The sequence below is a fragment of the Paenibacillus apiarius genome (genome assembly GCF_017052585.1).
In the GTDB taxonomy this organism is placed as follows: domain Bacteria; phylum Bacillota; class Bacilli; order Paenibacillales; family Paenibacillaceae; genus Paenibacillus_B; species Paenibacillus_B apiarius.
Genome location: NZ_JAFFHZ010000001.1, coordinates 5,046,214 through 5,059,110 on the forward strand (window position 1 = coordinate 5,046,214; position 12,897 = coordinate 5,059,110).

A 12,897-nucleotide genomic window follows, 5' to 3' on the forward strand; every position below is an offset into this window, starting at 1 on the left:
GTTGTTATACATAGATTCTATTGAGAGGGGAATATTGGTGAAAGCTAGCAGATGGAATATGCTTAAGCGCAGCGTGGCCAGCGGGTTAGTTGCCTTGATCGCTATGCTCGGATTCGTCATACCGGCACAAGCGAATGAAGTGCCTGCCGCCGTTCCGCAGATTAGTCCGTGGTCGATGAAAGTTCTGAATGAAGGGGAGAAGTACGGCATTTTCCCGCTTGCGTGGTACTATGACGGAACTTTTCAGCAGCCGATTACACAAGACAAGTTTGAAGCTTTAATTGAAGCTACTTCAGCCAAATTGGATGCGCTCGAATTAAAGAAAAAAAGGAATGCCGTTGTACCGACGGGAACAAAGGAAATTACGAGAGAAACGGTAGTGAATGCTGTGTACGGCGTGTTGGCCCAGTATGAATTGCCTGAATCGCTAGAAATGGATAAGTACGAGCCAATCGCGTTCTTGCAGAAGAAAGGCATTGTCAACGGAACGGACAAAGGGCTTGAGCTTGATAAGCCGAGCACCGTGGAGCAAGCGGCTGTAATCGCAAGTCGTCTTGTTGAATACACATATGACGCTGTTGGAGGCGGAGCAAAGGGGCTTTTCTGGAAAGCAACGAAAGGGCAAAATACGCTCTACTTGTTAGGTGCGATTCACTTGGGTATTCCTGATATGTATCCAATGCAAAAAAATGTAAGAGACGCATTTCAACAGTCCGATGCATTGTGGGTAGAAGTGAATTTGCAAGGCAACAAAGATATGGTGTATTTTCTTGAGTCGATGGCGTACAGCGACGGCACGGCATTGAAAGATCATGTTTCTACAGAAACATACGAAAAGCTGCATAAGGTTCTGGAGCAACTGAAATTGCCTTTGGATACCTTTGACGCTTTCAAGCCTTGGGCAATCTCGAACAATCTCGTGCTGTCCAATATGACAGGCTCTTCTGAAGAAATGGCTCAGGCAGCAGCATTAGGCGTCGATATGTACTTTACGAGTTCGGCATTGTTAACTGGAAAGCCGATTCATGAGTTAGAAGGACTCAAGTTCCAAGCTGACCTCTTCAACAATGTGCCGATTACAGTTCAAGAAAAAGAATTAAACGATGCGTTGGATCAGATCCTGACGCCGACAGGAAAGCCTGATGATGCGCTTGAGCAGTTTAAGCAATGGCAGCAGCTATGGACCAAAGCTGAACTGGACCAATTCACTCAATCCTTCACGGGTTCGGAGGAAATGGTGAAGAGCGATTCAGCCCAAAGATTGTTCGGGGAACGGGACAAAAATATGACGAAGAAGCTGATGGAACTATTGGATAAAGAAGGTTCTTCCACCCACTTTGTTGTCGTCGGAGCAGGGCACTTCGTTATCAAAGATATGATTATCGATCAGTTAAAAGCGAAAGGCTACGACGTTGAGTTCGTAAAATAAAAGAATACGGCCATGAGAGGGCTAATCCGCACGTTATGAACAATGACGCAGGGTTAGCCTTTTTGCTTCGCACAACGCACAGAAAGGAACGAATGCCGCATGCCAAGCAAGATCGTGAGTGAGACGCTCGGTTGTTCGCCCATACGTATCATGATGAAGTTGCTGGATTGGTGCTGATCGATGCCTGGCCCGAAGATGATGAGCGGGAGATAGCGCCGATACTTGTTGATAATGATAACTATTATCAACTATAATAAAAATGGTTGCCCATTGATGTACTGGCGGATCAAGACTGCCGAGGAGTTGATTGAACATAATGCGGTTACGCGAACAACTTGTACTGTGGAATCAGGCATCCATTAAGGTGATGGATATTCGTCATATCACAATGAGAGCAAACGAGGAACTTCGCTCATATCCATTGCCAGCCAGCAGTTTCTTTTATACCGTGAACGGCAGCGCGAACATACAGTTGGATGACGTGATGCACCAGGCCAACCCATTTTATATCGTACATGGCGGAAAAGGCTGCTGCGTAGACATTTTTCCGACGGAAGAGGCTTTCGAATACTATCTTCTATACTATAAAGCGTCAATTTCTCCTCATGTCCACCAGAGATTCGGCAAGATGCTGGAGCGAAGCAATCCGTTTCTTATCCAGTATGGATTTGCGCCGGGTCATCCTATTTCATTGCTGCGCAGTGTACAGCTCATGCATAAGGAGTGGGAGGAGAACGGGGAGCTGGAACAGTTCCACGTGAAGGCGCTGTTCCATCAATTTGTATACGAGCTGCTATGGCAAATTCACAGCCAGCATATACCGACACGAAAGGCTGATGTGGTGGCACAAGCAATCCAATATGTGCATAGGCATTATGCTGACCTCATTACGATGGAGAAGCTTGCAGCAATGCTGGACAGCAGTCCGCGCCATCTATCCAGGTTGTTCAAGCAGCATACTGGCAGCAGCCCCGTGGATTACGTCATTCAGATTCGCATGGACAAGGCGAGGGAATTGCTCCTTTCAACAGGAGCGAACTTGCAGGAGATCGCAGAAAGCGTCGGGTATTCAGACAGCTATTATTTTGCGAAAATGTTCAAAAAACACGTGGGAGTCGCGCCAATCCGTTATCGCACGGAGAACAGAGGAAAGTCATGTCCGAATGTGCCATCGGCTGTGGCTCGATATAACATTGTGCAGCAGACAAGCCGCTATTATAGTGAATATGAGAATCATTATCACTATAAATCAGGGGGAAACCTATCTATGCATGACAGTCGAACATCTTCTGTGGCGGTCACTCTATTGCTCTGCCTTACTCTATTGCTTAGCGCTTGCTCGACAGGAACGACAGGGAGCACATCCTTGAACGGAAGCGCACAGTCCAAACAAGCAGCATCGAATCACACTTCGGATACACCAGTTGCCGGCAACGCAGATAACAAGCAATCAACAGGGACAGCAGAACAGCCCAAAACCAAAATTGTGTCCACCGTCAAAGGCGATGTAGAAGTGCCGGTTAATCCGAAGCGGGTTGTCGTCTTATATTTGCTTGGTGATGTGCTTGCTTTTGGCGTGGATCCTGTGGGTATCTCAGACGTGTATAAAGGGGCAGCATTTGAAAGTGAATTGGCAGGCATTCAATCATTGGGTGAATGGTTCCAGCCAAGTCCCGAGGCAGTGCTTGCGCTTAACCCAGACTTAATTATCGTTCCTTCCGAAGAAACCTATGCAATGCTCAATCAGATTGCACCTACGGTTTATTTGCCCTATGAGCAAATGTCTTTAGAAGAACGCTTGAAGAAGCTCGGAGAAGCCTTGGGCAAGGAAGGCGGGCAGTCACAGGCTTTGCTGGACAACTTCTACGCAAAGGTGGTACAGAGTAAGCAGAAGCTGAAGGAAGCCGGCATATTGGACAAGACGGTATCCATTATGGAAGGCGGCGCGGGCAACATGGGTGTCATCTCCAGCAAGCAATATGGTCGTGGGTCACAGATAATATATGAATACTTGGGGATGAAGGCTCCGGCAATTGTTCAGAAGGAAATAGACAAGAACGGTGAGAAACCAGCGACTCTGCTTCCTGCCTCTATGGAAGTATTGCATGGATTTTCCGGAGATTACATATTCCGCTCCGCGTATGAAGGAATGGAGGATCTTTCCGACAATAAAATTTGGAACAGCATGCTGGCTGTGAAGGAAGGCCGACTTATCGACATAAGCTTCGGACTGTCCTACTATAATGACATTTATTCACTAGATAAGCAGCTAGATTACATTGTGAACAGTTTGCTGGAAACTGCTAAGGCTAAATAACAATCGGATATCGAGAGTAGGGCATCTGTCTTGTGCAGGTGCCCTTCACGCATTTCTGGCATATCGCAGGAGAAGAATGCATGGGGAATTGAAATTCGGAGGCGAGAGAGGAGATGATGCGTTGAACGTCAATGAACATATCTGGCTATGGAACCACGCGTCGATTCATGTGCTTGACGTCCGCCATGTCATGATGGAGCTTGGGGAGCAGCTGCATGTTCGTGCGTTATTCCTCCAATTTGTATACGAGCTGCTATGGCAAATGGATAGGCAAGGCATTACAACCGTGAAGCCGGATCTGATTACACAAGCTATACGTTATATACATGATAAGTTCCCTGAATCGTTATCATTGGATTCGATTGCTCAAGCGTTGAACTACAACGTTCATTATTTTTCCAGAAAATTCAAACGGCAAATGGGACAAAGCCCAATTGCTTACTTGATTCAGGTTAGGATGGAACATGCGCAGAATTTGCTGCTGAATACGAATGCGACGCTGCAGGAAATTGCGGAACGAGTAGGATACACAGACTTGTATTACTTCATCCGGATTTTCAAGAAGCATGCGGGGCTATCCCCAGGGAAATATAGGGATTCTATGTTGAATATGAAAAAGGCTCCGGATCGTCCATTCAGCAGGTTCAGAACCTCCATTGTGAAGCGAAGTCCTCAGCGATATAGTATGGATGTGTGTGAGAATCATTATCAATACTATAAAGAAGGAGATCTACCAATGCATAGACGGACCAAATTAACAATGGCGGCGACGGCATTCCTGTGCTTGGCTTTATTGCTGAGCGCCTGCTCCAGTGGGGCGACACCAACACAAGGAAGTGCTGTGAGTGGGGGAGAGACATTGCCGGCGCCAACTGCAAGCAGCTCCCAATCGGCAGACGATCAGACAAGCTCTTTAACTGCAACGAGATTATACAAGGATAGTGGAGGGCATGAGATAGACATCCCGAAGAATCCGCAGCGCATCGTATTGCAAGGCAATCCGATCGGCGATTTGCTGGCACTTGGCATACAACCGGTCGGGATTGATCGTCGGTTTATTGAAGGTTCGGTATACAAGGATAAGGAGCATACACCAGCAGAGGATATCGGCTATCCAACGAATATGGAAACCGTTCTTTCCCTGGATCCAGACTTGACCATGCTATCCTATATTTTAGACAAGGAATATGAGGAAGCGTCCAAGATTTCTCCGGTCGTCGTGTTCGACGGGGCTTTGCCTATGAAGGAGCGCTTTCCCGTCATTGCGGATATAGTGGGGAAGAAAACGGAAGCAGAACAACTGCTAGCGAACTACAATCACAAGGCTGAAGCGATGTGGAACAATTTGCGGGACAGCGGTAAGATAGCCGATGGTGAGACGGCCGTTATACTTCAGTATTTTTGGAATCGCTCGATGTATGTGATGAAGACAGGTGGACTTGCTGAACTGCTTTATCAGCCTGCCGGGTTCGCGATGGATGCGAAGGTGAAGACGTTAGAGCCCAATAGCGGTCCCTATATTGAGGTGGCTGAGGAAGCCATGCACGAAACACTGATCGGAGATCATCTTTTTGTACTGTACACGGGCGATAAAGGGGCTAAGAAGTCATTTGACGAATTAGTGAAGTCTCCATTGTGGAAATCACTCCCTGCAGTAAAGAACGGCAACGTTCATTTTATGGAGGACAAATGGAATTATAATGACATGATGACGAGCGGCATGCTGCTGGATGAATTCCCTAAGGTGATATCTCCGTAAGTCAAGAAGCGACCAAATCTCTGAGATGTTCAAGAGATAGTCAAACCTATTATCCGCTCCGGGATATTACCAAGGCTTTTGGCTTGCAGATGAAATTTCGCAATTCACGAGCCAATGATGCCACTTACGGATTTCCGGAAATCGAAATCTACTAGCCTTCAGCTAATGGAGGTTGAGAGAGGCTCCGCAAAAGGTCAGAAGGACAGCTGTAAGCCGTCTTTCTGAGCTTCTTGCAGAGATTATTGGTCAGCGGCAGCAGGGGAGCTACAGCGAAATCAGATCCCGGGACAGCTTGTTCAGCCGCTCGCAGCCATTGTCCGTGATTAACACCATATCCTCGATCATGATCGAGCCGATACCGTAGCCGTAGTACGGTGTTTCCAGGCAGATGACCATGCCCGGGAGAAAGACGGTATCCTCCGATGGACTCAGGAACGGAGCTTCCTCGGCCGCGAGACTCAGTCCTGCGCTGTGCCCCAGATGGCCCCGATTGTAATTCGGGAGTCCCGAGCGGCGGATCAAAGCCATCACTTCATCGAACGCGCGCTTCATCGGCAGGCCTGGTTCGATTAGCTCCAGCAGCCGATCGTGTCCGGCCCGCAGCGCGCCGTATATGCGCTTCACCGTGTCCGAAGGAGAGCCGAGCACGAAGGTGCGGGCAATGTCCGAACCGTAACCGGCCACATCGACGCCGACATCGAATTTGATCAAGTCGCCCGGCTGTCCCGGACGCGTATCGAAAATATGCGCAGGGGCGAAATGCGCGCCGACGGAAATCATGTGGAAGCGGGATGACGATCCGTCCGCATGGGTCAGCAAAGCGCGCCGGAAATGGTCGGCAATCTCGGCGGCCGAGCTGCCAGTCCGGATTCCCTTTATCGTTTCGGTGATGCCAATTTCGGCGTAAGCGCAGCTCTTGCGCAACTGCTCGATTTCCCAAGGCGTCTTGCGTGCGCGCAGCTCGGTCAGTAACGCGCTCGCTTCCGTCAGCTCAAGACCCGGTATAGCTTCGCGCAACGCATTCACGGCCGGATATCGCATCGAGCTCAGCTCCACAGCCGCCTTGCCGCTGCTAATTCCGTGTTCAGCCAGCACCTGCCGGAGGAGCCCGAACATCCCCTGCACTTGATGGTTTACAGGCCGCCGCCCCTCGTACTTGGCGCCGCGCAGCCCAAGCGGATCGTCTACGTCGACCCAGGTCGGATACGTTCGCAGCTCGCATTGAGGCAAATCTTCCTGTACGCCCGCGGCCTCAAACTCATTCATAATGATGACTGTGCGGCGGGTCGGGTCGCGAAACATAACAGCCAGCGCAACTTCGCTCATGCGCAATGTATACATGAACGTGCTGGGGTGGCCGGACAAGTAGTAGAAATTTTCGCAGCTCGATGCCACAAGAACTTCTACATTTTCCTTCTCCATGATCGCTCGCGCCCGCTCCGCGACATTCTTCAAATGCTCTGCTTTGCCGTGAACCACACTGTCAACTCCTTCGAATCTTTCTCGTTATTCCGTTTCCGGTTCGCTCGCGAGCTGCCGCAAAAACTTGCGGGCCCGCTCCGTCTGCGGCTGAACGAAAAATCGGTCAGGCGAACCTTCTTCCTGAATTTTTCCGTCGCTCATAAAAATAACCCGATTCGCCACTTCCCGCGCAAACTTCATCTCGTGGGTGACGACGATCATCGTCATACCTTCCGTGGCAAGCTGCTTCATGACCGACAGCACTTCTCCCGTCAATTCGGGGTCCAGTGCGGATGTTGGCTCGTCGAACAGCATCATTTGCGGCTGCATGGCGAGAGCCCGGGCAATGGCTACCCGCTGCTGCTGGCCGCCGGACAGCCGGGAAGGATATTCATTCTTTTTGTTTAACAGCCCCACTTTTGCGAGCAGAGACTCTCCGGTTTCGACCGCCTGCGCTTTGCTCATCTTTTTTACAATCGTGGGAGCCATAATGACGTTCTCCAAGGCGGTCATATGCGGAAACAGATTAAAAGACTGGAACACCATGCCGGTTAACGTCCGGATGTGCCGTACCGCCTCCTTCTTAGCTGGTGCGCCCATCGAGGCGTTCCATGTTGCATCGCCCACCCGGATCGACCCTTCGTCAGGCGCCTCCAGACCGTTCAAGCAGCGCAGCAGCGTGCTTTTGCCGGAACCGCTCGGTCCGACCAAGACCACGATTTCTCCGGAACGAATATGCAGATCGATATCGCGGAACACGACCAGATCGCCGAAGCTCTTGCCAAGTTTGTTTACCTCAATCATGTCATTCACACGCCCTTAATATGCTTTTGACAACCGCGTTTCGATACGGTTCAGAATCGAAGAGAAGAACACGCTCATAATCCAATACATGAGCGCAATGGCCACATAAAAAGGCATGGCGATATAATACTGCGCAATTAGCAGTTGCGCGGAGCGCAGCAGCTCGGTAACGGTAACGACGGACACGAGCGACGTCTCCTTCAGCATCCCGATAAACGTATTGCCGAGCGGCGGAATCGCCACGCGGGCCGCCTGCGGCAGCACGACCCGCCGCATCGTCTGCCACGGCGTCAATCCTAGGGATAGAGCGGCTTCCGTCTGCCCATTGGATACGGATAATATCGCGCCGCGGAAGGTTTCGGACAAGTATGCGCTGATGTTGACGCTAAGTGAAATAAAGGCCGCAGTGAGCGGCCCAAGCGTAATCCCGAAATCGGGCAGTCCGTAATAAATAATGAAGATTTGCACCAGGATTGGTGTTCCCCGAACGATGGAAACGTAACCTTTGGCCAAATTACGGACGAACCAATTTCCTTTCAAGCGGGCAATGGCGACGATCATCCCGATGAGGAGTCCGAAGAACATGGAAACGATGGTGATCAAGAGTGTGTAATACGCGCCCGTCAATAGAAATTGTAAGTTTTGTGTAACGAGTTCCATTTCCTGTACCCTCCCGGTTCGTATGGATTAAAAGTTCGGATCCACGCCAAACCATTTTTGGAAAATCTCTTTAAATGTGCCGTCGGATTTCATCTCGGCGAGCGCTTTATTGATTGCATCGAGCAGCTCCGGATTGTTTTGGCGGATCGCGATTCCGGCGAAATCCTCTTTAATCGGATCTCCGACCGCCTTGACGGCGAAGTGATTTTTCTCGATTAGAGGCTTGATGGCGAATACGTTATTAATGGTCGCATCGATGCGGCCGACGTTCAAATCTTGCAGGGACGTGATGACATCGTTATACGTGGCGATTTCGAACGTGCCGACTTCCGGCATCGCGACGTCACGCAAATATTTCTCATCGTTCGTGCCGAGCCCGACGCCAATCTTTTTGTCTTTGAAATCTTCAAGTTTCTCGATCGTCGTATTGTCGCTTTTGACGAGGACATTCACGGCGTTTTTCACGTAAGGCGTCGAGAAATCCATCTTTTGCTTGCGATCCTCCGTAATCGTTACTTGGCTTACAAGCGCATCGTATTTATCCTTCTGCAGCCCTTCGATCAGCCCGGAGAATTCGCCGGTGATGAATTCCACTTCCACACCCAAACGCTTCGCCACTGCTTTAGCGACATCCGCATCGAAGCCGTCGACTTCGCGCTTGTCGTTCAGGAAGTTGTATGGGGCATAGGTGCCCATTAGCCCGACTCTGATTTTTCCGGCTTTCTTGATTTGCTCAAGCGAGTTGGCGGCGTTCGCATCCGGTGCTGGCTTGCTTCCGCATCCAACGAGCGCAATGGCTAAAACAGTTAGCAGTGAAGCAGCTTTCATGAATTTTTTGAATTTGACTGACATGTTGGTTTCCTCCTAAGGGATCTATTTTAGTGGATTATCCGAGTAACCCCCGGAATTCGAACTTGGCGGTTTCTTCAGCTATTTCCGATGGCGAATAGACTGACTTATAATCAACCTCGTGCATCGGTCCGAACAACCATTTGGACAGCACGCCGGTAATTAAACAGACAAGAATGTTGGCACGAAGCGCCAGATCGTTCGTACGGGGCAGCATCTCCAGCTCCATAGCCCGCTGAATATTGCTTTTGAACGCTTCTTCGAACGCAATCCAGGTTTGCGAGACGGCTTCCCGAACCGGCGGGTCGGCGCCTTGGCCTTTAATGAGCAGCAGAGCCATCAGACTTCGGTTCCGGTCGGCGAATAGGAACAAATCTGTGAGCAGTCGAGCGGACGAGCTTACCATATCGTCAATCGTGCCTGTGTGTTTGCGGTAGCCTTGCGCAATCACCTTAATCAGCTTCTCCTTGCCGTCTTCGATTAACTTCAGCACAAGCTGCTCTTTGCTTTGGAAATACCAGTAGAACGTTCCTTGCGATACTCCTGCGGCTTTGACCACATCGGAAATTTTGGTGCTGTGATATCCTTTGCAGGCAATTATATTTAGCGCGGCGTCCATCAGTTGCTGACGACGATCCTGATCTTGTTTTGGTATGGCAGGCAGCTCCCATCGCCCCTCTCCACTTAACTGACGAGTCAGTTAATATTAATTCCGATGGGAATACTATATTTAAAAGTTAACCTCGTGTCAAGCAAAATCATTATGGCGTTGGACAATCTGCAGCAGCCATTATCTTAAATGAACGCAATGAAATCTTATTGATCAAAGGGCCATCGCAGAGGCTGGGAGATGCCGGGCGGTCAACTGACAACAACAGAGGAAGCGCTGGAAGTTGGATATTATTCGATAGAGGATGCTAAATCTTAATGTTGATTTTTGACCAAAAGAAAACCGCCCTGATGAAAAGGCGGTAAATTGAAAACTATGATTACTATCCGCCTTCCTGGTGCATCATTGATGAGATGATCGAGGGAGCAGGCGGAGAGTATATGCAATTGTCCGAGGACGGATACGTTGAGCTGTCAATGGAGGCAATCATTGCCGCCAATCCGGAAAAAATCATTCTCACGCAATTTCAGGAACCCGATAACGAAGTCATAAAGGACAAGCTGCTTGCGAACGAAAAGTTGAAAAATGTCGATGCCATAAAAACAGGGAATGTTATGATGGCCGACTATACAAATGCAATTCGAGGCAGTCTTCAACTCGCCGATCTTTATGAAAAGGTAGCGGCGTTTATTCATCCGGAATTATTCCCGGGAAAGTAAATAGGTTGCCACAAAAATAACATGGTGCCGTAAAAGGCCTGCGATAACGACCGCTTCTTGCATTTCCCTTGCCCTCCAAGATTTTTCGCCGTTCCCGCGCTCTTGGTTGTCATTGAGAATTATTATCATCTATAATGGTTATTGAAACAGCTGGAATTGAAGCGGAGAGGGTTGACTGGACACGATGATCGAGAATGACCATATATTGCTGTGGAATCATGCTTCCATCAAGGTGATGGATGTGCGCCATACGCTGATGAGAACGGGTGAAGCCCTGCATTCTTACCGGCTGCCGGCCAGTATGTTCCTGCTCGCGACGCGCGGCGGCGCACATGTGCAGCTCGACGGCACGGAATATATCATAGAGCGATGTCAAGTGATGCATAGCGGCAAGGGGGCTCATCTGGACATTTTCCTGATCGAAGAAGAATTTGAATACTATATGATTTTTTATAAAGCATCGATTCCGCTTCCAAGTCGTCAGGAAGTGATGAACGTATTGGAGAGAAGCAGTCCGTTTCATATGCAATACCGTTTTTCGCCGCACCAACCGATTTCACTTTTTTACAAAGTGAAGGCAATGGATCGAGAGTGGAGAAAGTCAGGCTCCCTGGAGCGATTCCAGGTGAAATCGTTGTTTTATCAATTCGTCCATACTATTTTGCAGCAGCTTTATGGACAAGGGATTGAGATGAAAGAGCCGGATCTTGCTGCTCAAGCGATCTTGTACATTCAGGAGCATTATTCGGAAACGATCACGTTGGAGTCGCTTGCAGAAAGCCTCAACTACAGTGTGCCGCATTTATCGGCTTTGTTCAAAAAAAGAACGGGATACAGCCCGATCGATTATTTGATTCAGATACGGATCGACAGGGCGGCAAGCTTGCTGGTGGAAACGGATGCGACCTTGCGTGAAATTGCTGAAGGCGTGGGGTATAGGGATCCTTATTATTTTAGCCGTCTATTCAAAAAGTACAGGGGAGTATCGCCTGACCGCTTTAGAATCAGGGAATCGAGGCGGCGCACAGGAGAAGATAGTCCCTCCAACTCTATTGGATCCTCCATTGCTGGCCGAAGGTTTCAGCGTTATATTGATGATGATAATCGTTATCAATATAAGAGGGTGGGAGATATACCGATGTACAGACAATCCAAATCAACCGCTGCAGCAACATTATTTCTTTGTTTGGCTTTGCTGCTCAGCGCATGCTCTGGCGGCGCTTCAAGCACGGGCGCGGCTGCTGGAGGGAACCAAGGGCCGGCAGGTTCAGTGTCGGCGCCACTGAGTCCGGCCCAAGCGAATAACGGCCAAAATTCCGATAACCTGCAAACCAAAGTGGTATCGACGATGAACGGTGATGTAAAAATCCCGGTTCATCCCCAGCGCATTGTTGCGGATCAGTATTTAGGCAGCTTGATTGCGCTCGGCATTACTCCGATCGGAACGCCCGGATTGCACCGGAAAAACCCGTATTTCGCCGAAGCCCTTCAAAATGTGGCGGATATTGGCGATGAGAATGGCAATTTGGAGAAGGTGCTCGATTTGCAGCCGGATCTGATCGTGACCGGGGTGACACCCGATAAGAGCAGATATGAGCAATTATCCCAAATCGCTCCTACTGTTTCTATTCCCTATGGCGAATTGAAGAACGCGCATGAAGAGTTGACCTACTTCGGCAAGCTGCTGGGTAAAGAAAAGGAAGCGGAAGCCTGGCTGGCCGAATACGACCGCCGTATTGCCGCCGCACGGGAAAGCGCGCGCACAGCAGTACCGTCCGACGCGACGTTTTCGATCTTTGAGCTGACGAGCAAGGCAACCTATGTGTACGGCGACAATTTCGGACGGGGGGGACAGGCTGTATACCAGGCGCTGGGCTTCAAACCGCCTGCCCATATTGCGGCGGAAATTTTGGAAAAGCAGTGGGCCGAGTTGTCCAATGAGTTATTGCCGCAATATGCCGGCGACTATATCATCCTGACGTCTAACGACCGCACCTTGGAAGATATTAAAGCCGACCCGATCTGGGCTACGCTTGATGCGGTCAAAAACAATCGTGTGTACGTATGGAAAGAGGAGCGTTCCTGGTACTTTGATCCGATTGCCGTGCTGTCGCAAACGGAGGAAATCGCGGCTTGGCTGGCGGGGCAGCATTAAAGGCGGCCATACTTGAAGCTGCGTTAGCAAGGACGAGCACACATATACTCGTACGGCAACATTTGCGGGCTTCAGCCTGGCAGACAGCTTCTCCTCACTCCGGTTGAAAGGGGAAAAAACCGAAAAATCAGTGT

10 protein-coding genes are annotated in these 12,897 nt (G+C 49.6%); 5 read left to right on the forward strand and 5 right to left on the reverse strand.

From position 1 onward, the window contains the following. The first annotated feature begins 37 nt into the window (after positions 1 to 37). The 3 genes from JSQ80_RS22445 to JSQ80_RS22455 all read left to right on the forward strand — a co-directional run bounded on the left by JSQ80_RS22445 (position 38) and on the right by JSQ80_RS22455 (position 5,505). Positions 38 to 1,429, forward strand: coding sequence for a TraB/GumN family protein (locus tag JSQ80_RS22445; RefSeq protein ID WP_336245800.1), 1,392 nt, complete (start codon positions 38 to 40; stop codon positions 1,427 to 1,429). Positions 1,430 to 1,745: 316 nt separating this feature from the next. Continuing rightward, positions 1,746 to 3,746, forward strand: coding sequence for an AraC family transcriptional regulator (locus JSQ80_RS22450; RefSeq protein WP_206096746.1), 2,001 nt, complete (start codon positions 1,746 to 1,748; stop codon positions 3,744 to 3,746). A gap of 121 nt (positions 3,747 to 3,867) precedes the next feature. Next, positions 3,868 to 5,505, forward strand: a complete 1,638-nt coding sequence (locus tag JSQ80_RS22455) for a helix-turn-helix domain-containing protein (protein WP_240463765.1) — start codon at positions 3,868 to 3,870, stop codon at positions 5,503 to 5,505. 264 nt (positions 5,506 to 5,769) lie between these two features. On the opposite strand, the gene JSQ80_RS22460 is transcribed toward JSQ80_RS22455, so the two are convergent. From JSQ80_RS22460 to JSQ80_RS22480, 5 genes are read right to left on the reverse strand one after another with little or no spacing between them, the layout of a single operon-like run. Beyond that, positions 5,770 to 6,984 (reverse strand): M24 family metallopeptidase, encoded by a 1,215-nt coding sequence (locus JSQ80_RS22460; protein ID WP_206096748.1) that lies wholly within the window; start codon positions 6,982 to 6,984, stop codon positions 5,770 to 5,772. A gap of 27 nt (positions 6,985 to 7,011) precedes the next feature. Then, positions 7,012 to 7,770 (reverse strand): amino acid ABC transporter ATP-binding protein, encoded by a 759-nt coding sequence (locus JSQ80_RS22465; RefSeq protein WP_206096749.1) that lies wholly within the window; start codon positions 7,768 to 7,770, stop codon positions 7,012 to 7,014. Between the two features lie 15 nt (positions 7,771 to 7,785). Continuing rightward, positions 7,786 to 8,430, reverse strand: coding sequence for an amino acid ABC transporter permease (locus JSQ80_RS22470; RefSeq protein ID WP_206096750.1), 645 nt, complete (start codon positions 8,428 to 8,430; stop codon positions 7,786 to 7,788). Between the two features lie 27 nt (positions 8,431 to 8,457). Next, positions 8,458 to 9,282 carry a transporter substrate-binding domain-containing protein gene (locus JSQ80_RS22475; protein ID WP_206096751.1) on the reverse strand — a complete coding sequence of 275 codons (825 nt, stop codon included), beginning with the start codon at positions 9,280 to 9,282 and terminating at the stop codon, positions 8,458 to 8,460. 34 nt (positions 9,283 to 9,316) lie between these two features. Beyond that, entirely contained in the window at positions 9,317 to 9,898 is a 582-nt protein-coding gene (locus tag JSQ80_RS22480; RefSeq protein WP_206096752.1) for a TetR/AcrR family transcriptional regulator, read from the reverse strand. A 356-nt stretch (positions 9,899 to 10,254) separates the two neighbouring features. Between JSQ80_RS22480 and JSQ80_RS22485 the strand changes: the two genes are divergently transcribed. Together JSQ80_RS22485 and JSQ80_RS22490 are read left to right on the forward strand one after the other, a co-directional pair. Continuing rightward, positions 10,255 to 10,608, forward strand: a complete 354-nt coding sequence (locus JSQ80_RS22485) for an ABC transporter substrate-binding protein (RefSeq protein WP_336245852.1) — start codon at positions 10,255 to 10,257, stop codon at positions 10,606 to 10,608. A gap of 184 nt (positions 10,609 to 10,792) precedes the next feature. Then, complete coding sequence (locus tag JSQ80_RS22490; RefSeq protein WP_206096754.1) at positions 10,793 to 12,763, forward strand: AraC family transcriptional regulator; 1,971 nt, start codon at positions 10,793 to 10,795, stop codon at positions 12,761 to 12,763. The last annotated feature ends 134 nt before the right edge of the window (positions 12,764 to 12,897 follow it).